The sequence below is a fragment of the Pandoraea sp. SD6-2 genome (assembly GCF_000389825.1).
Lineage (GTDB): Bacteria > Pseudomonadota > Gammaproteobacteria > Burkholderiales > Burkholderiaceae > Pandoraea > Pandoraea communis.
Map to the genome: position 1 here is coordinate 170,533 of NZ_KB944426.1, position 23,088 is coordinate 193,620.

General features: G+C 64.1%; 17 protein-coding genes. 7 read left to right on the forward strand and 10 right to left on the reverse strand.

The features are described 5' to 3' along the window. The first annotated feature begins 115 nt into the window (after positions 1-115). Positions 116-1,288, forward strand: a complete 1,173-nt coding sequence (locus C266_RS05460; RefSeq protein WP_010806247.1) for a multidrug effflux MFS transporter — start codon at positions 116-118, stop codon at positions 1,286-1,288. Between the two features lie 414 nt (positions 1,289-1,702). Here the strand turns inward: C266_RS05460 and C266_RS05465 are convergent, their stop codons facing one another. From C266_RS05465 to C266_RS05475, 3 genes are all read right to left on the reverse strand, one after another. Further along, on the reverse strand, positions 1,703-2,506 hold the full coding sequence (locus C266_RS05465) for a MetQ/NlpA family ABC transporter substrate-binding protein (protein WP_010806248.1): 804 nt from the start codon (positions 2,504-2,506) through the stop codon (positions 1,703-1,705). Positions 2,507-2,953: 447 nt separating this feature from the next. Next, on the reverse strand, positions 2,954-3,496 hold the full coding sequence (locus C266_RS27670; protein ID WP_168162870.1) for a hypothetical protein: 543 nt from the start codon (positions 3,494-3,496) through the stop codon (positions 2,954-2,956). Between the two features lie 479 nt (positions 3,497-3,975). Further along, positions 3,976-4,941: a LysR family transcriptional regulator gene (locus tag C266_RS05475; RefSeq protein WP_144265710.1), complete on the reverse strand. Its 966-nt coding sequence runs from the start codon at positions 4,939-4,941 to the stop codon at positions 3,976-3,978. Between the two features lie 277 nt (positions 4,942-5,218). Between C266_RS05475 and C266_RS05480 the strand changes: the two genes are divergently transcribed. From C266_RS05480 to C266_RS05495, 4 genes are read left to right on the forward strand one after another with little or no spacing between them, the layout of a single operon-like run. After that, positions 5,219-6,547, forward strand: coding sequence for an MFS transporter (locus C266_RS05480; RefSeq protein ID WP_010806251.1), 1,329 nt, complete (start codon positions 5,219-5,221; stop codon positions 6,545-6,547). Continuing rightward, complete coding sequence (locus C266_RS05485) at positions 6,544-7,323, forward strand: SDR family NAD(P)-dependent oxidoreductase (protein WP_010806252.1); 780 nt, start codon at positions 6,544-6,546, stop codon at positions 7,321-7,323. The genes C266_RS05480 and C266_RS05485 overlap by 4 nt, the downstream gene beginning before the upstream one ends. Positions 7,324-7,361: 38 nt before the next feature. Next, complete coding sequence (ilvD, locus tag C266_RS05490) at positions 7,362-9,107, forward strand: dihydroxy-acid dehydratase (protein WP_010806253.1); 1,746 nt, start codon at positions 7,362-7,364, stop codon at positions 9,105-9,107. Then, on the forward strand, positions 9,104-9,994 hold the full coding sequence (locus tag C266_RS05495; RefSeq protein ID WP_036661624.1) for an NAD(P)-dependent oxidoreductase: 891 nt from the start codon (positions 9,104-9,106) through the stop codon (positions 9,992-9,994). Before ilvD ends, C266_RS05495 begins: the two co-directional genes overlap by 4 nt. 56 nt (positions 9,995-10,050) lie before the next feature. Here C266_RS05495 and C266_RS05500 read toward each other — a convergent pair whose 3' ends face one another. From C266_RS05500 to C266_RS05510, 3 genes are all read right to left on the reverse strand, one after another. Continuing rightward, positions 10,051-11,655 (reverse strand): ABC transporter substrate-binding protein, encoded by a 1,605-nt coding sequence (locus C266_RS05500; protein WP_010806255.1) that lies wholly within the window; start codon positions 11,653-11,655, stop codon positions 10,051-10,053. A 127-nt stretch (positions 11,656-11,782) separates the two neighbouring features. Next, positions 11,783-12,655 carry a hypothetical protein gene (locus C266_RS05505; protein ID WP_010806256.1) on the reverse strand — a complete coding sequence of 291 codons (873 nt, stop codon included), beginning with the start codon at positions 12,653-12,655 and terminating at the stop codon, positions 11,783-11,785. Positions 12,656-12,886: 231 nt separating this feature from the next. Then, on the reverse strand, positions 12,887-13,792 hold the full coding sequence (locus tag C266_RS05510; RefSeq protein WP_010806257.1) for an IclR family transcriptional regulator: 906 nt from the start codon (positions 13,790-13,792) through the stop codon (positions 12,887-12,889). Positions 13,793-14,113: 321 nt separating this feature from the next. On the opposite strand from C266_RS05510, the gene C266_RS05515 reads away from it, so the two are divergent. Beyond that, positions 14,114-16,474: a cytochrome P450/oxidoreductase gene (locus C266_RS05515; protein ID WP_010806258.1), complete on the forward strand. Its 2,361-nt coding sequence runs from the start codon at positions 14,114-14,116 to the stop codon at positions 16,472-16,474. Positions 16,475-16,611: 137 nt separating this feature from the next. On the opposite strand, the gene C266_RS05520 is transcribed toward C266_RS05515, so the two are convergent. Together C266_RS05520 and C266_RS05525 are read right to left on the reverse strand one after the other, a co-directional pair. Then, entirely contained in the window at positions 16,612-17,826 is a 1,215-nt protein-coding gene (locus C266_RS05520) for a multidrug effflux MFS transporter (RefSeq protein WP_010806259.1), read from the reverse strand. Between the two features lie 163 nt (positions 17,827-17,989). Beyond that, positions 17,990-19,345 carry an MFS transporter gene (locus C266_RS05525; protein WP_010806260.1) on the reverse strand — a complete coding sequence of 452 codons (1,356 nt, stop codon included), beginning with the start codon at positions 19,343-19,345 and terminating at the stop codon, positions 17,990-17,992. Between the two features lie 655 nt (positions 19,346-20,000). Here C266_RS05525 and C266_RS05530 point away from each other — a divergent pair. Next, the gene (locus tag C266_RS05530) at positions 20,001-20,648 is read left to right on the forward strand and encodes a hypothetical protein (RefSeq protein WP_010806261.1); all 648 of its coding nucleotides are present in this window, start codon (positions 20,001-20,003) and stop codon (positions 20,646-20,648) included. A 103-nt stretch (positions 20,649-20,751) separates the two neighbouring features. Here the strand turns inward: C266_RS05530 and C266_RS05535 are convergent, their stop codons facing one another. Together C266_RS05535 and C266_RS05540 are read right to left on the reverse strand one after the other, a co-directional pair. Beyond that, positions 20,752-21,018 carry a hypothetical protein gene (locus C266_RS05535; RefSeq protein ID WP_010806262.1) on the reverse strand — a complete coding sequence of 89 codons (267 nt, stop codon included), beginning with the start codon at positions 21,016-21,018 and terminating at the stop codon, positions 20,752-20,754. 315 nt (positions 21,019-21,333) lie between these two features. Further along, the gene (locus tag C266_RS05540; protein WP_010806263.1) at positions 21,334-22,887 is read right to left on the reverse strand and encodes an EAL domain-containing protein; all 1,554 of its coding nucleotides are present in this window, start codon (positions 22,885-22,887) and stop codon (positions 21,334-21,336) included. Between the last annotated feature and the right edge of the window lie 201 nt (positions 22,888-23,088).

Here is a 23,088-nt window from a genome sequence, read left to right on the forward strand (position 1 = left end):
CATAGGTTGCTGTTTTGTGCATTTTCACATGAAAGGCATCTCCGTAACATGGCGTCCATCCCTTCTGAACCTTTGACGCGCAGCCCGCCCGACTGGCTGGCTGCCGGGAACTGCCATGCCTCGCTTATCGTTCATTCTGACCGTCGCCATGCTGAGTGCCTTCGGCCTGATCGCTTCGGATGTCTATCTGCCCGCCATGCCAAGCATGGCCACGGAGTTTGGCGTCGCCGACTGGCAAATGCCGCAGACCATCTCGTTCTACCTGCTAGCACTGGCAATCGCCCAGTTGACCTACGGGCCACTGTCGGACCGCAGTGGCCGCAAGCCCGTACTGCTGGCCGGCATCGCCCTCTATATCGCCGGCTCGGTGGGCTGTGCCGCCTCCGCCACCTACAACGGGTTCCTGGCCTGGCGCATGCTGGAAGCAGTCGGCGCGGCTGCGGGCCTTGTCATTGGCCGCGCCCTGATCGCCGACACCTGCGACAAGCGCACCTCCGCCAAGGTCTATGCGGTGATCTACCCGCTGGTGTCGCTGTCGCCAGCCCTGGCGCCGGCCATAGGCGGGCACCTGGCTGCGGCTTTCGGCTGGCGGTCTGATTTCCTGTTCGTCTCCGCGTTCGGTGTCGCGGCACTACTGATGGTGATGACGCAGCTACCGGAAACGCTCCCCACAACTGCCCGTGCCCGCACCTCTCCCTTTGCCGGCTTCAACCATGTTCTTCGCGACCGGACTTTTCGCCGCTATACGTTGGTAGTCTGCGCGATCTATTGCGCTTGGTTCGTCTACTTGACCCAATCGCCGTTTCTTTTTGCGCGCCAAGGCTTGAGCGAGGAACAAAGCGGCTGGCTGTACCTGTCGCTGACGGCCGGCATCATCTGTGCGAACCTGCTGGCCAAGCGCTTGCTTGATCGCTGGCCCTACGATCGCATCCTCGCGGCCGGCATCATGTGCTTCGTGCTTGGCGGTGTCGCATTCCTGGCCGTAGTGGCATTGGGGCTACATGGCGCGGTCGCAGTCGTGATGCCGATGTGCCTGGTCAGTCTCGCCAATGGATCGTCGCTGTCGCTCGCCGTGTCCGGAGCCATTGCCAGCGAGCACGGGCATGCGGCGACTGCGTCGGGACTGGTAGGGTTCTGTCAGATCGGCAGCGCCGCGCTGGTGGCAATGGGTGTCAGCGCGGCCTTCGGCACCGGCCTTGGCGTGCTTGGCGGCACGGTGCTGGTGCTAGGCCTGATCGCGCTGTCCACCTGTCTGCCATGGCCTGGACGCCGGACGGGCACGGCCTGAGAACCATCAGGTACGCCTCAAGCGTTTCGCACTTCTCACAGGTTTCTCTTCCGGGGTTTCAGCACTGCGCGGGGCTTCGTCTTTTGAGGTCGCGCCAATTTCAATGATCTTTGGCCTCCAGCGCTTGTGCGGCAAGCGCTGCCAGCGACTATTCTGGCAGCACGGCGCCACGCCTGCGGCGTCAAGCGCTTTACGTGGGCAGCACACGCGAAGCGTCCACGAATACGGCGTTGTTGCAAACTGGACTGCTGGCGGGGTCGTGGCCTATGACTAGACTGCTATATCGGGCTGCGGCGTAGTCCAGTGAGGTGCGGTGCTGGCGTCAGCCTGAAATAAAAAAACCGGGGTCGAAACCCCGGTTCTTCATTGACCTCGAACGATGCGCGCAATGCGCATCGAAAGCGGCGTCAGCGCTTACCACGTTGCAATCAGCGCGCCCTTGAACTGCGTTTCGATGAACTTCTTCACTTCATCCGAGTGATAGGCGTCGACCAGTTGCTTGACCCAAGGCTTGTTCGCATCCTGCGCGCGCACGGCGATCAGATTGGCGTACGGACCCTTCAGGTCTTCAATGGCGATGGCGTCACGCTGCGGCACCAAACCGGCTTGCGCAGCGAAGTTCGTATTGATCGACGCGGCGGCCAGATCCGGCAACGCGCGCGGCAGTTGCGCGGCTTCAAGTTCCACGATCTTCAGCTTCTTCGGGTTCTGCACGATGTCCAGCGGCGTGGCGTTCTTGCCGTCGAGCCCCGCGCGCAGCTTGATCAGGCCTTCCTTTTGCAGCAGAAGCAGGGCACGGTTACCGTTCGACGGGTCGTTCTGGATACCGACCTTTGCGCCGTTCGGCAGATCCCCCAGCGACTTGAACTTCTTCGAGTAGAAACCCAGCGGCGAGACGTACGTGAGACCGGCGCTCACGATCTTGTAGCCGCGGTCCTTGATCTGACTGTCGAGGAACGGCTTGTGCTGGAAGCCATTGGCATCCAGATCGCCCGCGTCGAGTGCGGCGTTCGGCTGTGCGTAGTCACTGAACTCGACGATCTTGATTTCGAGGCCGCGCTGGTGTGCCACCTTCTTCACGACTTCGAAGATCTGCGCGTCCGAGCCGGCCATCGTGCCGACTTTCAGAGGCTTGTCGGCCGTCTGGGCCGCAGCGCCGAGGGATGCCAGCGCAAACGTGGCGCCGAGGAACGCATTGATCAGTTGACGGGACAGCATGTGCGATTTCTCCTTTTACTTATCTGGCGCCTCTTGAGCACCTGTTCGGTATCAAACGGGCCTCACAGGCCCGCTGCGGTCGCAGGCGGCCATTAGCCTCCCGCGCAACCCAGACCCCGGATGCTGCCATAGATGCGGGTTTACGCGAAATACATAATCGGCATTTCCATATCCCCCCGCTCGTTTCGATAGGCAGGGAAAATCGCAAAAAAAAGCCCTCTCGGATCACCGAGAGGGCGTATCGCCGGGAGAGCAGCCTGATCACGGGCCGGGGGGAAGGCACGGCCGGCGGCTACGCCGCCAGCCGGTCGTATCAGGAACCGACGATTAACCTGTGAGACTCGCTATACCGTTGAATTGCGGAACAGCCCCTGCACATGCAGTGCCGAGCACGTGCAGGCTGCCCACCCTTGGCTCAGGGGCATGGCTCCTCGCCGTTCTGTCCATTCATTGAACACCCCCCTCCGCCACCGAAACCGCTGGGGCCACCGAAGGCTGCAAGCCCATTGCCACCGGCTGAGCCACCAATGCCGCGACCGCCGGGTCCGGAAGCACCAACGCCACCGCCACCACCGCTGCTGGCGCCGACGCCGCCACCGGGACCACTGCCGCCGCCGGGGCCACCACCGCCGCCGGGACCGCCACCACCACCGGGGCCGCCGCCACCGCCGGGGCCGCCGCCACCACCGGGACCACCACCACCACCGGGGCCACCACCACCACCGGGGCCGCCGCCACCGCCGGGACCGCCACCACCACCAGGGCCGCCGCCACCGCCGGGGCCACCACCACCACCACCACCACCACCGGGACCTCCCCCGTGACTGCCGCAGCCGCAACCGCCTGCGCCACCGATCCCGGCGCCTGCGCCAACGCCTGTCCCGCCGGGGCCGCTGGGGCCACCGAATGCACCGAGTCCGCCGAATCCGCCTGCACCGCCAAAACCGATGCCGCCACCTCCACCGCGCCCGCCGCCACCGCCAGCGGCATACGACGCATTGATCGAAATACCACACAACATGGCTACCGTCGCAGCCCCCACCAAAGTCGCCTTGAACCCGTTCATGGTCCCCTCCCCGTGCACGCTCACTCTCACCTCGGAACACGCAGACCCCCGCCAGAAGGTTCTGCGTTACGGCGTGAGCGCATCAGCAAAAATCGCGGGCAATAGTCGGCCGCCCCGTGCGTTGATGCACAGGAACACCTTGCCAACGGCTTGCGGGAATTCCGGGTTGGCGCTTCGCCATACACGATTCACATACGCGAATTCTGTGCCAGACAACTCAACCCATTGATTTAAAATGAATTAATAACTCAACTTACGAGACATCGGAAGGACATCTGCTGAAAACGTATCGTTCTTGAAACGCTTACAACGTAGGTCACCGCGCCGGCACGCGACGGGCAGACGACGCGTCGGCCGGAGAACGCGACGCGCACCAGCCGCCGCGCCCCTCCCCCCGATCGTCTCAATTCGCTTCGATCAATTCGGCAGACGACTCGCGCAGACATGCGGCGAAGAGTTGTGCGGCGGGCGTCGTCGTATCTTCCCGCCAGTAGAGAATTGCCTCACCCAGAGGGCCGAGCAGCGGCAGCGGCAACACGCGCATCGAACCGCGCTGCACGTAGCGCCGGGCGAGCGATAACGGCAGGATCGAGACAAAATCCCCGCCTCGCAGCAGCGAGAGGTTCAATGCCAGCGAACTCGATTCGATGGCCGGACGCTGCAAGGTCACCCCGTGCTCGGCGAGGATCTCCACCATCGTCGCAAACGCTGGCGAGCCGCGCATCGGCGTGATCCAGCGAACCTCCTGCAAGTCTTCCCAGGCGACAGGCTTTTCGGCACTATCGTGGCCGCCCAGCGGATGGCGCGTGCCGACCACGAAAACGAACGGCTCATGGTGCAGCGATTCGTGACGCATGACAGGCAAATGGCCGGTCACACGATTGCGTCCGAGCGCCAGATCGAGATTGCCCTCGTCCATCATCTTGAGCAGACGGTCGAGCGTGGCTTCCACGAACGAGAACGACGCGGTCGGTGCACGCCGTGTGAACAGCTCGACCGCATGGGCAATCAACGGCTGCGGAATCGTCACCACGGCACCGAAACGCACATGGCCGGCCGTTCCGGCGGTCAGTGCGCTGACATCGCGCCGCGCCAGTTCGATTTGCCGGAGAATCTCGCGGCCTCGCTCGACAAGTACGCGCCCAATGCCCGTCAGCTCCACGGCGTTCCCCACGCGACGCAGGACCGGCGCTCCCAGGGCCTCTTCGATCTCCGCGATCTGCTTGGAGATGGCCGGCTGCGTGACATGAAACGCCGCAGCCACGCGCGTGACCTGTCGCAGTTCCCCCAGCGTCACCAGAATGCGCAGATGACCCAGCTTCAGGCCACTGCGGAAAAAGCGCTCTATCGAATTATCGGTGGTTGACATGGCGGGCGTCGGAATGACGTAGCGCTGCGCGAGGCAGAACGCCGACATCATAACCAAATGGTAATGACGCGAGTGCAAACTGTGATTTGCCGTGGCGTCCGCTCCCCCTTACCCTTCGATCGAGCAGCACTGCCAAGCGGGCACCCCGTGATGTATGGGTCAATTCGGCGCCACTCCGCGCGGCTCCCGATTGAGACACCACCACATAACCGAACGCGAGTCACGCTGCTCAATAACTCGACGTGCCGAACGGCACGCATCCATGGAGACAACACTCATGAGCACGTCCCTTTCCGGCGGCGCGCGGCCGCATGCCGGCGCGAACGCCGCCCTGGACCCGACGCAGCGCGACGCGCTGTATCGGAAGCTGACCTGGCACATCATCCCGTTCCTCTTTCTCTCGTTCATCGTCGCGTACATCGACCGCGTGAACGTGAGCTTCGCGAAGCTGGAGATGCTCTCGGACCTGTCGTTGTCCGAAACCGTCTACGGCGCCGGGGCCGGCGTGTTCTTCCTCGGCTATTTCATTTTCGAAGTGCCGAGCAACCTCATCATGCACCGCGTGGGCGCGCGCATGTGGATCGCCCGCATCATGGTCACGTGGTCGATCATCTCCTGCCTGACGATGTTCACGCAGGGTCCGACCTCGTTCTATGTGCTTCGCTTCCTGCTTGGCGTAGCCGAAGCCGGCTTCTTCCCCGGCATCGTGCTGTATCTGTCGAAGTGGTTCCCGTCGAACAAGCGCTCGCAGATCATTGCCATGTTCATGGTGGCGATTCCGGTGTCTGGCGCGATCGGCGGACCGCTGTCCGGCTGGATCATGCAGCACTTCGGCGGTCTGCACGACTTCGCCGGCTGGCAATGGCTGTTCCTGATCGAAGGCATTGCATCGCTGTTCGTGGGCATCGCCGCGTTCTTCGTGTTGCAGGACCGGATCGAAACGGTGAAATGGCTGAACGCGGACGAGAAGCGCCTGCTCGCGCAGGATCTCGCCGCCGACGACAGCACCCGCGTCCATCAGAGCGTGCGGGAGGTGTTCGGCAACGGCAAGGTCTGGTTGCTCGGCCTGCTGTACTTCTGCATCGCGATGGGCAATTACGGCCTCGTGTTCTGGCTGCCGACGATGATCCGCGCCGCCGGCGTTGCCAATCTCGGCAACATCGGCCTGCTCTCGGCGGTGCCCTCGCTCATCAGCGCGGTTGCGATGATTCTGGTGGCTCGTCACGCTGATCGCCGCAACGAGCGCCGCGTGCATGTGGCCATATGCTGCCTGCTGGGTGCCGCAGGCATGCTGGCCTCGGTGTTGCTGGCCCAGCACCTGTGGTGGTCGATGGCTGCGCTCATCGTGGCCGCCATCGGCATCAACTCGATCGCGCCGGTCTTCTGGGGCATTCCCACGGCGATGATGGGCGGTGCCGGTGCGGCCGCCGCCATCGCGCTGATCAATTCGACCGGCAACCTCGCCGGCTTCGTCAGCCCGTATGTCATCGGCTTTCTCAAAGACAGTACCGGACAACTGCTGCCGGGCATGATCGTGCTGGCGTGCGCGCTGGTCGGCGGTGCCCTCATCGTGCTGTCGCTGAGGCCGCAACGGAGTCGCGCATGAGTTTTCCCGTCTGCCTCGTAACCGGTGCCGCCACCGGTATCGGCGCCGCCACGGCCCTGCGCTTCGCACGCGACGGCTGGGCCGTGGCCATCAACAACTTCGACGACAGTACCCGCGACGCCGCAGAATCGGTGGCCGCGCAATGCCGCGACGCCGGTGCGCAAACGCTCGTCATCGATGCCGACGTCGGCAACGATGCGGCTTGCCGTCGCATGGCGGATGCGGTCGGTGCGCAATGGGGGCGGCTCGACGCCCTCGTGAACAGCGCTGGCACAACGCGCGTGATTCCGCACGGGGACCTCGACGCCATCGATGACGTCGAGTTCGAACGCGTCTACCGCGTCAACCTGATCGGCATGTTTCAAATGACGCGCGCCGCCGCACCGTTGCTGCGCAACAGGCCGGCAGGCGCATCGTCGGGCGCCGTCGTCAACATCTCGTCGCTCGCGTCGCTCAATGGCACGGGCTCGTCGATTGCCTATGCAGCGTCCAAGGGGGCAGTCAACTCGCTGACGCTCTCGCTCGCGCGCAATCTGGCCCCGCACGTGCGCGTGAACGCCATTGCGCCGGGCATGGTCGACGACGGCCTGCTGCGACGCGTGCTCGGCGACGATGCTTACGCCCGCGTGGTCGACGGCATGCGCGAGAACGCGCCGCTCAAGCGAGTCTCGCAGCCGTCGGAGATCGCGGACCTCGCCTGGTTCCTCGCCGCTCACGCGCCCGCGATGACCGGTCAGGTGATCGCCATCGAGAATGGCTTGCTGCTGAACACGTGAGCGGCAACGGCGCGCGACACAACTTAAGGAAGCCCCCCATGACAGATTTGCACAAGCACCGCTCCCGCACCGTAACGGAAGGCGTGACGCGCACGCCGCACCGCGCGTTTCTGCGCGCCACCGGCCTCGACGACGCCGCCATCGAAAAGCCGTTCGTCGCCATCGTCGATACGTTTGGCGAAAACACACCCTGCTCCATGTCGCTGAACCAGATCTCGGACAACGTCCGGCTTGGCGTGGCCGCCGGGGGAGGCGTACCGATTCGCGGCTCCGCGATCTCGGTATCGGACGGCACTTCGATGAATCACTCCGGCATGCGCTTCTCGCTGGTGTCGCGCGAGACGATTGCCGACAGCGTCGAGTTGTTCGTGCGCGCGCATTGTTACGACGCGCTCGTTGGCGTGGCCGGCTGCGACAAGACGCTGCCCGGCATTCTGATGGGCATGGTGCGCGTGAACGTCCCCGGCGTGTTCCTGTTCGGCGGCGCGATGCTGCCCGGCGTGGCGCCGGATGGCTCGCAAGCCACCATCCTCACGGCCATCGAAGCCGTCGGCACGGCGCAGCGTGGCGATATGACGCCCGACACGTTGCACGGCATCGAAAAGCGCTGCACGCCGACGGCCGGTTCGTGCCCCGGGCAATTCACGGCGAACACAATGGCGATGGTGGCGGAAGTTCTCGGCCTCGCGCCGCTGGGCTCAGCCATGGTGCCTGCGGTGTATAGCGAGCGCATCGCCATTGCCCGGCGCGCCGGAGAAAACGTCATGCGCGCCCTGCGCAACGGCGGGCCGTTGCCGCGCGATCTGGTCACGCGCAAGAGTCTGGAAAACGCCTGCGCGGCGGTGGCGGCCACCGGTGGCTCGACCAACGCCATGCTGCATATTCCTGCGATCGCGCATGAAGCCGGCATCCCGTTCACGCTCGACGACGTCTCCGAAGTCCTCGCCCGCACCCCGCTCATCGGCGACATGCAGCCTGGCGGCCGCTATCTGGCCGTCGATCTGCACCACGTCGGCGGAGTGCCTGCGGTGCTCAACGCCCTGCTCGCCGGCGGCCACATTCATGGCGACACGCTCACGCAGAGCGGCGAGACGCTCGATGTCGCATTGCGCGCGTTTCCCGGCCCCGACGGCCGCGTCGTCAAGCCGCATACCGAACCGCTCTCGCCAAACGCGGGGCTGGTCGTGCTGCGCGGCAACCTTGCGCCCGATGGCGCCGCACTCAAGACCGCCGGCCTGAAGCAACTGGTGTTCTCGGGCACCGCGCGCGTATTCGAAACGGAGGAAGCCTGCATGGCGGTGGTGTCGGCAGGCACGTACCGCGAAGGCGACGTGCTCGTGATTCGCAACGAAGGCCCCAAGGGTGGGCCGGGCATGCGCGAAATGCTGAGCGTGACCGCAGCGATCTACGGGCAAGGGATGGGCGAAAAGGTGGCGCTGCTGACCGACGGCCGCTTCTCCGGGGCGACGCGCGGCATGTGCATCGGCTACGTCGGCCCCGAGGCGGCGGCGGGCGGGCCGATCCGTTTGCTGCGCGATGGCGACCGCATCCACATCGACGCAATCAAGGGTAAGCTCGACGTCGAACTCTCCGACGAGGCACTCGCGGCACGCGCCGCCGAGACCCCACCGTTCGTGCGCGGACGACTGGGCGGCGTGCTGGAAAAGTACGAAGCGCTCGTGCGGCCCGCCAAGCTCGGCGCCGTGACGCACTCGGGGGCCGTGGAATGGCCCTACGAAGCCTTGCTTGGGGAGACGCCAACCCACGAGGACACGAATCGATGACTACCCCACGCGTAGGTTTTTGCGGTATCGGCCGCATGGGCGAACCCATGACGCGGCGGCTGCTCGCCGCCGGACACGAGGTCGCCGTCTGGAACCGCTCGGCGGCAAAACTGGCCGCGTTGACCGATGCCGGCGCAATGGCCTGCGTCACCCCGCAGGCGCTCAGTGAATGCGTCGATATGGCGCTGCTCTGTCTCGGTGACGGCAAGGCGGTGGAGGACGTGGTGTTCGGTGAACACGGGCTCGTGCATGCGGCCACGCCGCCGCGCTTTCTCGTCGATCATTCGACGCTCTCGCCTGCGTTGACCCGCACCCTCGCCAAGCGCTGGCACGAAACGACCGGCAGTGTATGGATCGACGCGCCCGTGTCTGGCGGCACGGCCGGTGCCGAGGCCGGCACGCTGGCGATCATGGCGGGGGGTCCGAAAGAGGCTGTCGAAGCGATCACGCCGGTACTGCGCGCATTCTCCTCACGCGTGACACGCATGGGCGACACCGGCGCAGGCCAGACCACGAAGCTGGCCAATCAGGCCATCGTCGCCACCACGCTCGCAGGGCTGGCGGAGGCCTTCCTGCTGGCCAAACGCAGCGGCATCGATACGTCGGCCGTACCGTCGGCGCTGCAAGGGGGTTGGGCCGATTCCGTCCTGCTGCAAACACTGTGGCCGCGCATGGTGACCCCCCCGGCGCATGCCACCGGTACGGTTCGCGTGATGCTCAAGGATCTCGATGCGATTGCAGAACTGGCCCACACGAGCGCTACGGTGCAACGCGTGCTGCCCGAGGTGCGCCGTCTGCTGAACGACGCCGCGCAACGCGGCATGGCGGATTGGGATCTGTCCCAGATTTTCCGGATCGGCGAAGCCGAGAGTTCGCCGCAAGCGTGACGATGACCTGAAGCGGCCATGCCCGTCGCGGGGCATGGCCAGTCATGACTGAGAACTTACTTGACCTGCACCGTCGCGAAGTTCTGGCGGCCGAACGGGCTCACCTGATACCCCGAGACCTCCGAGCGCGTAATCACCGCGGCCACCGGATGGGCCAACGGAATCCACAGCGCATCGTCCTTGATCGTCTTCTGCGCCGCCTGGTACTTGGCGGTACGCGTGGCGACATCGGGCGTGCGCTTACCGTCGCCGATCAGCTTGTCGAGATTGGCGTCGCAGAAGCGCGCGAAGTTCGTCCCCGAGGTCACGGCAGCGCAACTGAACTGCGGCGTGAGGAAGTTATCGGGATCGCCGTTATCCCCCGACCAGCCCATGAACAGCAGGTCGTGCTCGCCCGCCTTGCCACGGCGAATCAGCTCGCCCCACTCCACGGTCTTGATCTGCGCCTTCACGCCGATCTTCGCCAGATCGCTTTGCAGCATCTCTGCGCCCACGCGCGGGTTCGGGTTGAGCAGGCTGCCGGCCGGACGCGTCCAGATCGTCGTTTCGAAGCCTTGCGGGAAACCGGCGTCGGCGAGCAGCTTCTTCGCTTTCTCGATGTTGTGCGGATAGTCAGCCACGCTCTTGGCGTAGCTCCACGTGTTCGGCGGATACACATTGACCGCTGGCGTGGCCGTGCCCTCGAACACCTGCTTGACGTAACTGGGCTTGTCGAACGCCAGATTCAGCGCCTGACGCACGCGCACGTCGTTCAGCGGTTTGTGCTGCGTGTTGATGGCGACGAATGCCGTCATGAAGGCGGGCGTCTGCACGACCTTGAGGGCCTTGTCTGCCCGCGCGGCCTGCACGTCGAGCGGCTTGGGCGACAGTGCGATCTGACACTCGCCAACCTTCACCTTCTGCGCGCGCACGGCGGCGTCGGGCACGATCGTGTAGATCAGGCGTTCCGAAGCCGGCTTGCCGCCGAAGTACGACGCGTTGGCGTCGAAACGCACAACGCTGTCCTTCTGATAGCTGCGGAACACAAACGGGCCGGTGCCGATCGGACGCGCATTCAGTTCATCCGTCTTGTTGGCGGCGATGAGCTTATCTGCGTACTCGGCCGAATAGATCGACGCAAAGCCCATCGACAGCATCGACAGGAACACGGCGTCCGGCTCGGACAGTGTGAAGCGAACGGTGTTGTCGTCAACCTTCTGCACCGACTTGATCAGCTTGCCCAGCGAGAGCGATTGCGCATGCGGGAAGCCCGACGGTGTGAGCTTGTGCCACGGCGCGTTGTCGTTGAGCATGCGATCGAACGTGAAGACGACGTCGTCGGCATTGAAGGCGCGCGTCGGCTTGAAGAGGTCGTTGCTATGGAAGCTCACGTTCGGGCGCAGCGTGAACGTGTAGATCAGGCCGTCGGGACTGACGTCCCACTTGGTCGCCAGACTCGGCACGACTTTCGCTTGCGCGGCATCGAATTCGACCAGCCGGTTGAACACCGGATCGGCAGACGCGTTGGTCGTGGTGAGCGAGTTGTAGCGCACGACGTCGAAGCCTTCAGGGCTGGCTTCGGTGCACACGGTAAGGGCCTTGGCGTGCGCTGCGAGAGGCACCAGCGGCAGGGAAAGGACAGTCAGAACGGCAGCGAGAGTACGACGCGAGCGACGGTGCATGAGCTTCTTCTCCAGGAAGTCGATGACGGTTGGCAAACAACGGGCCAGAATAGCGCAAATTCAGGACAACTGCCTTTGCGCCGCCGCATATGCTTATATCGGCCGTCTCGAACCCTGAAGCCGGAGGTCAATTCTGCCAACCGAAGACCCGCATCCGGTGGACGATGCTGTCGCGCGCCGCCACCACGGTTAGTCGCGAACTGACCGACATGTCGTACAGATAACGTGTACGGCCCGCGTAGGGCACGCTCACGTAGGGGTGCGCCAGCAACGGCACGCCGACGCCCGGCGCCAGCGCTTCTGCGTCGCCCGCCAGACGCGCCAGACACAAACGATGCGCGGCGTCGCGCGCCACGGCGAACGGATCGCCCGGCTGTGCGCTCACCCGCGCGCCGTCGTCCGGCCCGACCGGCGTCGGGGCATGCACGGCCAGCGCCACCGGCCCCTGCCCCAGCGCGACGAACAACCACAAACCCGCGTGCGCCATGTCGACCCACACCTTGCCGTGCGGTCCCTCGCATTCCAGCGGCGAACCGCCAGGCGTGGGCGCCGGGACAGGGGCTTGTGCGGGAGAACAGCGGAACCAGCGGCCGAGAATCCAGCGCAGCGCGATGCGCTCCGACAGGAAACGATGGCGCATCTGTGCACGCGGCAGCCGGCGGGCGAGCGAATGTTCGGCCGCCGACAACCATGTCGCGCCGTCGTCGGGTCCGCCGGTGGTCGCGCCCGTCGCCCCGAAGGGACGTCCGGCCAGCAGAAAGCGCCACAACCACATTTCGTCACCGTCACATCGAAGCAACGTGCGTGGCACCGCCAGAGGATGCTCACCAACGCTATCCACCGCCTCCCTATCGCTGCCCGACAGCGCACGATGTTGCGCGCCACCGGTCAGCTTGCGCTCCCCCTGACCGAACTGCCCTAACGGCAGGTACGTCATGGAAGGCGTTGGAATCGATGCCACCCGCGGTGCCGGATCGACGGTTCGTTTCAACATCAGCATTTACGACCTCCACAGGCGAGGTCTCCGACGACAGGTCTTGCCTGTGCCCAACGTCATCGGTGGCCGTTAATTTGTTAATGAGAATCATTATCAAATAATAGCACATGGGTCCACAGGAAAGCGTGCGAGGCTCAGACTGGAACTGGCGCGGGAGTGTGATTGGGCGGTATAAGCCGGCAGCCGCGAGGGCGGCGGCTGCACAGCGACGGAGGGTCGTGAAGCGCTGACGGGTCAGGCGCCGGCCGGCAACGGCGGGCGATAACCCAGCGAATGACTGGCGGCCAACGCTTCCCGGCGTACGGCTTCGCCGATGGGGCCATCCATTCGGGAGTCGAATCCGCCGGTGGCGCCGAGCGCGGTAATCACGCCGACGAGACGGCCGTCATAGTTAAAGACCGGGCCGGCCAGCGCGCTGATGCCGGTCAGGTTGGTGTCGCGCACGCTTGCCCCCTGCGCGGCACGCACCGACGCCCGGAGCGTGCCGATGGGATCGGCCGCATCGAGCTGCGCGCGCTGCTCCGGCGTGGCGTTTGCCAGTTCGCCTTCGGCCATCGCCAGTACCTGAGGATCGTCGAGCCATCCAAGAAAGACGCGCCCCGCCGCAGACCAGAGGACGGACATCACGGAACCGATACGCACATTGATCGTCACCGGCAGACCCGGCTCTTCGAAACGCACGATGGTCGGCCCCTTATTGCCCATGACGGCAATGAAGCAGGTCACGTCGAACGCCTCGCGCAAGCGCACGAGCGCCGGTTCGGCAGCCCGCACCGGATCGGCCTGGCGCATGGCTGCCACGCCGATGAGCATGGACTCAAGCCCGAGATGATAGTGCTGCGAGTCGGCGTCCTGCGCGACGAGCCCCTCTTCCACAAGGCTCATCAGATAGCGGTGAACCTTGGCGGGACTCTGCTGCACGTGCAAGGCAAGCGCGGTGAGGCTCGCGCGACCGCCCAGGCGGGCCAGTCCCTTGAGCACGACCATGCCGGTTTCGGCCGACTGTACGCGTTGTCGGCGGCCGCGCTCGCGAGGCGCGTCGATGGCATCGGTGCCGGATGCCGCGAGGCCGTCCGTCACGCCGGAAGGCGCAGCCGCACTGCGCGGGCGGCCAGCTGTGGGTCGTTTGCTTGTGGTCATCGGCGAGATTCTATGATGCAAATCGCTTTCGCCCGGCATCGACGGGCCTAGAGGTTAACCCCAGTCCACTAATTTACGCAATGCGTATTATATTTACGCTTATCAGATTCAGAGAATGTGAACGCTCTCTGTGCTCGCGATTGTCGGGCATCCGGGGCATATCACATCGAGATGAGGAGACGCACTCGTCAGATTCATGCGCCAGTGTGCTCGCACACTCGCCGCAAGATCGCGAGCCGCTCCTCTACACTTGTTTCATTGCGTGTGTCGTCACGAGCCTTGCATGGCCGTCGTCGCACCCGACTCAGAGAGCGTGAACGGATGAGCCAAACGACTTCCCCCACCCCCGACACTGCCGCCGCGAGCGCCGGCGGCTGCCCGTTTCATCAAACCGCTATCGACAAAGCCCCCAATGGCTGCCCGGTGAGCGCGCGTGCGGCAGACTTCGATCCGTTCGAAAACGGCTATCAGCAAGACCCTCCCGAGTACTTGCGCTGGGCGCGCGATCAGGAGCCGGTGTTCTACAGCCCGAAGCTTGGCTACTGGGTGGTGACGCGCTACGACGACATCAAAGCGATCTTCCGCGACAACATCACCTTCAGCCCGTCGATTGCGCTGGAAAAGATTACACCGACGGGACCGGAAGCGAATGCTGTGCTGGCGTCGTATGGATTCGCCCTCAATCGCACGCTCGTCAACGAAGACGAACCGGCGCACATGCCGCGCCGGCGCGTGCTGATGGAACCCTTCACGCCCGAGCATCTCAAGCATCACGAGCCGTTGGTGCGCCAACTCGCGCGCGAGTATGTCGACCGCTTCATCAACGATGGCCGCGCCGATCTCGTCGACCAGATGCTGTGGGAAGTTCCGCTCACGGTAGCGCTGCACTTCCTCGGTGTGCCGGAAGAGGACATGGACAAGCTGCGTGAGTACTCCATCGCGCACACGGTCAACACATGGGGACGCCCGAAGCCCGAAGAACAAGTGGCCGTGGCCCACGCCGTCGGCAACTTCTGGCAACTCGCGGGCAAGATTCTCGACAAGATGCGTCAGAACCCGGACGGCCCTGGCTGGATGCAGTACGGCATTCGCAAGCAGAAGGATCACCCTGAGGTCGTCACCGATTCGTATCTGCATTCGATGATGATGGCTGGCATTGTGGCGGCTCACGAAACGACGGCCAACGCCACCGCGAACGCAATGAAGCTGCTGCTACAGCACCCGGACGTGTGGCGCGAGGTCTGCGAAGACCCGTCGCTGATTCCGAACGCGGTGGAAGAGTGCCTGCGTCACAACGGTTCGGTCGCCGCGTGGCGTCGTCTGGCTACGAAGGACGTGAATATCGGCGGCATCGACATCGCCGCGGGCTCGAAACTGCTGATCGTGACGTCGTCTGCCAACCATGATGAAGCGCACTTTGCCGACGCCGATCTGTTCGACATCCGCCGCGAAAACGCCAGCGATCAGCTCACGTTCGGTTACGGCTCGCACCAGTGCATGGGCAAGAATCTCGCCCGCATGGAGATGCAGATCTTCCTCGAGGAATTCACCCGCCGCCTGCCGCATATGAAGCTCGCGGAGCAGGCGTTTACCTACGTGCCTAACACGTCGTTCCGGGGTCCCGAGCATGTATGGGTCGAGTGGGACCCGGCGCAGAACCCCGAACGCCAGGATCCGGCCGTGTTGACACGTCAGTCGCCCGTGCGCATCGGCGAACCGTCGGGCCACAGCGTGACGCGTCCGGTCGTGGTCGAGTCGGTCACCCCGGCCGCCGAGGGCATCGTCAAATTGCGTCTCGTCGCTCCGGACGGCCGCGCCATGCCGCGCTGGGCACCCGGCTCGCACATCGATATCGAATGCGGCGACACGGGGCTCTCACGTCAGTATTCGCTGTGCGGCGATCCGTCGGACGCGGGCGCGCTCGAAATCGCCGTGCTGCATGAGCCGGAAGGCCGCGGCGGTTCGAACTGGGTTCACACGCAAGTGAAAAGCGGCGACCGTCTGCGCATTCGCGGCCCGCGCAATCACTTCCGGCTGGATGAAACGACGCCGCGCGCGATCTTCGTGGCTGGAGGCATCGGGGTCACGCCGATCGCCGCCATGGCACGGCGCGCGAAGGCGCTGGGTATCGACTATGAAATCCATTACAGCGGGCGCAGCCGCCGCACGATGGCGCTGATCGACGAGCTTCAGGCGCTGCATGGCGATCGCCTGCATCTGTGGGTGAAGGACGAAGGGCAGCGTGCCGACTATGCCGCCCTGCTCGCAACGCCGCGAGACGGCACGCAGGTGTATGCCTGTGGTCCCCTGCGCATGCTCGATCGTCTGGCGCAATGCTGCGCGCACTGGCCGGACGACACGTTGCGCGTCGAACACTTCCAGTCGCAACTGGGCACGCTGGACCCCGAAAAGGAGCACGCGTTCGAGGTCACGCTCAAGGATTCCGGCATTACGGTCACGGTGCCGGCAGACCAAACGTTGCTCACGGCACTGCGCGCGGCGAACATCGACGTGCAGAGCGACTGCGAGGAGGGTCTGTGCGGCTCGTGCGAGGTCCAGGTGCTGGAGGGCGACGTGGATCACCGCGACGTGGTGCTCACGCGCGCCGAGCGCGACGCGAACACCAAGATGATGTCCTGCTGCTCACGCGCCTGCGGCAAGAAACTGGTGCTGGCGTTGTAAGCTGCGGCATCGGTCTGCGGAAGTACGGGGGGTGCAGTTCACTGCGGCGCCCCCCTTTTTGCCACGTGTCGCGGTGACTTCGTGAAACGAAAATACATGCGGCACGACACAAAAACGCCGAGCGTTTCCCGATGCACTCAATGCGCGTGCTGAGGCTTGCGCAGCATCGTCAGTAGCGCGACGAGGGCCAACACCGAGAATCCACACATGACGGTCGCGAGCGGGCGTGGTGAGCCGTCGTTGAGCACACCCAACAGGCCGCCTGCAGCGAAGCCGAAGCCGTACTGCACGCTGCCCACGAGCGCCGCCGCAGCGCCGGCGCGGGTCGGATGATTGGCCAGCGCCCCCGCCACCGAGTTCGCGGTGATGACGCCACGCAGCGACATGAACAGAAACAGCAGTGCAACCATCACCGGCAGCAACGCGACGCCCAACCACACCGTCGCACACAACACAGACGTCACGATGGCGCACCCGATGATGCCGAGACGCATCAATCGATAGGGCCCCACCTGCCCCACGCGGCGCGAGTTGAACATCGTCACCGATGCCATCCCGACGATGTTGATGCCGAAGAGCACGCCGAAGAATTGCGGCGAGACATGGAAGTACTCCATGTACACCAGCGGCGTGCCGGTAATGTACGTGAACGACGCGCCGAAGACCGCACCGCCCGCCACCATGTAGCCGACGAACTGCGGGTCGCGCAACAGGTGCCAGTACGACGCCGCCACGGCACGCGGGCCGCCCGCCTGACGCGCATGCACGGCACCGGTCTCAGGCAGGCGCCACAGCGCCGCCATTGCCCCCACACCGAACACCGCGAGAATGCCGAAGATCACGCGCCACGAGGTGAAGCGCAGCATCTGTCCGCCGATGAGCGGTGCCACGATCGGCGCCACGCTCATCACCAGCAACATGATCGAAAAGGCGCGCGCACTGTGACGCGGCCCGTAGACGTCGCGCACGATGGCTTGCGCGATCACCGGCATGGCGCACCCGCCGAGTGCCTGCACGAAGCGCCACATCATCATGTGCTCCATGCTGTCGGCGAACGCACATCCGATGGTGCCGAAGATGTACAGCGCGATCCCCGCCGCCATCGGCCGGCGACGCCCGAAGCGATCCGCAAGCGGGCCCCACACGAGTTGTCCGAAAGCGAATCCCAGAAAGAAGTACGACAGGGTGAGTTGCGTGGCCGCGGCGCTCGCGCCCAGCTCGTGGCGCATCGTCACGAGCCCCGGCAGGTACATGTCCGTGGACGCTGGCGCGATCATCATGAACAGGCCGAGAATGCCAAGCAACACACGCTCGGAGGGCAACGCAGGAGAGAGTTCGGACGTCGATGTCATTATCGTTATGATGATTCGGCGCGAAGCCCGCCGCGCCGTGGATGACGCCGCGAAAACAGCGACGCCCGCCATGATAACGCTGGCGGGCGCCGCACTTTCATACTCGATGGTTATCGCACGCTTAACCGCGGCTTATGGCGCGGCCTGCACTGCGGCACCACCCTCAGTTGGCCGCAGCCGTGCGCAGCGTGCCGCCGTTGTTGCGCTGCGTGCGGGCAATGGCCAGCACACCGATCAGCGACACGCATGCCGGCACCGCCGCCGCGAGGAACAGCGACGACGACGACCATTGCAGATGCATCAGCGCGCCCCCCAGCACGGGGCCAAGCACCGACCCGATCCGGCCGATGCCGAGGCTCCAGCCGATGCCCGTCGAGCGCAGCGACGTGGGGTAGTAAGTCGCGGCCAACGCGTTAAGCGCAGGTTGTCCGCCGATGATCGAGAAGCCCGCGAAGAAGATGGCGATGAACACCGCAGCCATCGACACCATCACCACCGGGTTGCCGATGGCCGCCGTAGCCGCAATCGCGATCAGGAAGGTGACCGCCAACACGCTAGTGAAGCCCACACGGTCGATCACCCGGCCGAGCAGCAGCGTGCCCATCACACCGCCGGCCCACAGGGCGGTGCCCGCCATCACGGCGACCTGCGTCGAATAACCGGCGTCGCGAATCACCGTCGGCAGCCAGTTCGACAGGAAGTACATGTCGAGCAGATTGGCGAAGTTGATGACCCAGAGCAGCAGCGTCACGCGGGCACGACCGTCCTTGAACAGTTCGATGAACGGCACGCCCTTCGCCTTCTGCTCGTCGAACACGAAGCGAGCGTCGGCTGGCACGTTGGCGTTGGGCGCCACGCGCAGCAACTGCTTGCGAATACGCGCGCCGTCGCTCTTCTTGAACATCAGGAACTGGATCGACTCGGGCAGCGAAATCCACATCAGCATGCCGAGCACCAACGGGATGGCCCCGCCGATATAGAACACAGCGCGCCAGCCCAGACTCGGAATGATCGCGGCCGTGATGAGGCCACCGACCACACCGCCCAGTGTGAAGCCGCACGACACCATCATCATGAGCGACACGCGAATGCGACGCGGGCTGTACTCACCGGCGAGCGCCATCGCGTTCGGCATGATGCACCCCAGCCCCAACCCGGCCACGAAGCGCCAGACGACCAACTCCGTGATCGTGTTGGCGAAACCGGTAAGGATCATGCATACCGAGAAAAACAGCGTCGCACCGATCAGCACCGGACGGCGGCCCAGCTTGTCGGCCAGCGCCGAGAACGTGAGCGACCCGACCAACATGCCGAACAGCCCCGCGCCGAACACTGGCGAGAGCGTTTCCTTGGCAATGCCCCACTCGCGGATTACCACAGGGGCGACGTAGCCCATGGCCTGGACGTCGAAACCATCCACCACCAGGCACATCGCGCACAACGCGATGACCCACCACTGATAGGCGCCCAGTCGACTCTCGTCGATCAGTTTGCCCACATTCACTTCTGCTGCTTTCATCCTGTCTCCAAACGTTCTCGCAACTTCGTGTCATTGCGTACCCGGTCGAGGCGCCGGCTTCTCCAGTCGTTGCCTCGATTCCGGCACCCTGCCGCCCCGGTCGGGCATTCAGGGCATTTCATGCATCGCGATCAGAGGATGGATTTGCCGAATCCTCTCGCGCACAAAATTACGCTTTGCGGAAGTTTATCCCGCCGAACGTAATTCAATGCTTGGTGTTAACACTTAGATTCCCGGAGGATGCGTGCTTGCGCGCGAGGCTGTCCGACCAGCGCCGGATAGACTGGCATCGGCGAACGGGGCCTGAGTCTGTGGTTTTTCTCCATACGGAGAACGAGACGACGCCCGGTCAATGCGCCCAAAGGCTATACAGGGCGTGAAATTGAGTGATTGCCAGGGAAAAAAGCGGTGAATTGTCGCAGTTGTGGTTTTTCTACAGATTTTTTTGGCAGAGGTTAACCCATCTAGGGATTTCCCTGATATAGTTACACCTGTCTCCTCCACCTCCTCCTGGTGGATTTTACGGCCAGCAAATTGCTGGCCGTTTTTTTTACCTGTCGGTCCCGTGAGACCTCGCCCCAGCGGCAATAGATCGTAATGCGAGTGCGTCGGCGACATCACTGACAACAGGCCTGCCTGCGCTACACTCGCTGCCATGAAACTCGCGCCACTCTCCACTCTGCTTTGTGTTTTGCCGCTCGCCGGCTGCTATGTCGTGCAGTATCCGGGAGGTGCGCTCACGCTCTCGCCGAACCCTGTCGCGCCGCAAGCCATGCGCGCTGCGCCGGGTGCGCCCGGCGCCGCAGAAGTCTCGACCGCGCCGGTACCCACGCCCAGTGTCTCGACCGCACCCGTGAAGTCGTCGCTAGCGCCGCCGCCGCCCGTCGGCACGGTCGCGCCTCAGCGTTATCCGAACGGTAATCCGGTGCCACCGGATTACCGGCCGCCAGCGCAGCAAACGCCACGCGCCCCCGTTTATCCAAACGGCTCGCCCGTTCCGCCGGACTATGTGCCGCCTACGTCGCGAGCACCGTCCGGCAGCGTCGCGTACGCACAAGACCCGGGATATGTGTCCTATCCGGCGTACCCCACCTACCCGACTTATCAGACCTATCCGGCATATCCAGCGTATTCGGCCTACCCCGCGTACGCCGTCTATCCGGCCTATGCGACGTATCCGGCCTATGCACCGTTTTACCCGGCGTTCGGCGCGTCGCCTTGGGTCAGCAACGTGTCGGTTTCGTTTTCATGGGGGCGTGGCTGGGGTGGATGGGGCGGCCGCTGCTGCCATCGCTGGCGCTGAACGGCTCCGCGTCATGCGCATAACTGGCTGACGTTTGATAAACGTGTGGCGCTGCGCTACGTGCAATGCCTAGCGTGACGGTCGGGAGCGCTCTCGGTACGACTCAGTGCGAGGTCGAGTTTTCGCGGGCCACGCGATCCTCGATGCGAAGCTCGATACGTTTTCGGATTTGCTGGGCCGCCTCGGACGCGTCATGCGCGTCGATGCTCGAGAACTCGCAACGGCCGATGTACTGCCCATCGCAATAGGCATCAACAGCGCCGTCAAAGCGTTCGTCGGCGCGCGGCGTAATCGCCCCGGCCAGCTCGAACGGACGCCCCGGCGGTGTGTTGCTCACGTAATGCCAAGAAAAATGATACGAATCAGTCATATGTCCCCTCGATAGTGCGACAGCTATGGACCTGTCTCCCAACGCTGTTTTTTGGGAAATCCTAACATGTACACGAACCGCGACAAACGATAGAAAAAAAGCGGCCCGCCATGACGGCGAGCCGGATAGTCCGTGGAGGTCGGGGGCACATCAGAACCACGGTCATTTCACTTTAGTCCCGAATGGTTGTCGTTATTCTCGGTAATTTGCCTGATGCGGCACAAAAATTTCTGCTGACTGCCGGCCATTCGACACCCAGCCCGGCAAGTAAAAATCTCGGGGGGGGTCGCTGAATCAATGGCAGGTTTACGCCCTTCAGCCATCGCCCACCTCGCGTGGCAAATCCTCGGCCGGCACGGCTTTGCCAAACAACCATCCCTGCCCGATTGCCTCGGGAAACAGCGCCAGCATGTAGTCGGCCTGCGCCTCGGTTTCCACCCCCTCCACAATGACATCGACCTTGAGTAGCGCCGCCATCTTGCAGATCTGGTCGACGATGGCGCTGCCCACGGTATCGCTGCCAATGGACTGCGTGAACATGCGATCGATTTTCAGCGCGTCGACATTCAGCGTCGACAGATAGGCGAGGTTCGAGAACCCCGTTCCAAAATCGTCGATATGGATCTGATAACCATCGACACGCAAACGGTCGAGAGCCTCTCTGAGGCGTTTCATGTTGTCTGTCGAGCGCTCGGTAATCTCCAGCACGATTTGCGCGCGTGGCACCTGCACAGACGCCGACATGTGATTCAGATAGGTGTGGAATGTGCTGTCGACGATGTCCGTCGTCGCGAGATTGACGCTGATGTGAAACTCGGGATCGGCCAGCGCGCGCCCGTGCATATCGATCAACGCGCGGCGCACGACCTGCCGCGAAATCAGCCCGATCACCCCCCGACGCTCGGCAATCGGAATGAACATGTCCGGCGAGATCGGCGCACCGGCGCTGTCGTTCAGGCGTGCCAGCGCTTCCACGCCGATGACCTTGCGGTCACGCAATCGCACCAACGGTTGATACACAACACTGATGCCACCGGACTCGGCGGCTTGCTGCGTCACCCAATCGATCGACATACGGTAACGACGGCGCGAACGCCACGCCATGCCCATCGACGCACCCGCCGATGCGCCAATCGTCAACGCCAGCATGAGACCCAGCGGATTGGCCAGGATCTGCGACGACACGTAGACCGCCGACGCGCACACGTCCACCAGCTCCGAACACGCCGAATAACGGCGCAACGCCCCGATCTCGAGCCATGGCGACGTGGCGCCCAGCGTAATACGCTGCTGGTCCTCGAACAGCCCCGCGCGCCAGAACTGAAAACGCATGTCGCTCGTCGACCCGACAGAAGCAAAGCCGCTCGGCGGCATCGCCAGCCGCTCCGGCAAGACCGGCGAACTGAACACCACCACATCGCCCATGCCGGTGGCATTGACCTGCACGCCGGGCGTTACGACGCCGGTCAGCGTACGCCAGAGCTTCAAGCCGTTGCGCGTTTCATGACTTGGCGGCGGCAGCTCGGGCTCCGGAGCGAGCCGTCCCGCGACAGCCGAACACAGCAGCCGGGAACCGTGAACCCGGCCGATATCGTGGAAATAGGGGCTGCGCATGGCGACGCGACGCAGCGCCAGAATGTCGGCGTCGGTACAGGGCACGGCGTCGCTGTACATCGCGCTGAGCAACGCATTACGGCTGGACACCGAAGCATCGCTCATGAAACCCATGATTTCGTGCACGTAGGCGCGCAGGCGGAAGTCGTCGACGCGAGTCTGCACGATCTGCCCCACCAGCAACATGACCAACATGCCCGCGATGCTCCCGGTCAGCACCGGCAGCCAGCGGGTCAGTCTTCTGAGCGTTTGCATGGCAGTCGCGTCCGCGTAACGCCCTGTATCCCATACAGGGCACGGCCGCCAGTGTAGCGCACCCCCTGCCCGATGTATCGGATTGCCACACGATGGGTCAGCAGGGCGCGCGCCACAGGCGTTTGCGTGATCCGCCGGTCTCAATATGCGCTGCGCAGCGCTCCGGCAAGCAACGCCGAAGCCCATGTTGGAGGGGGGACG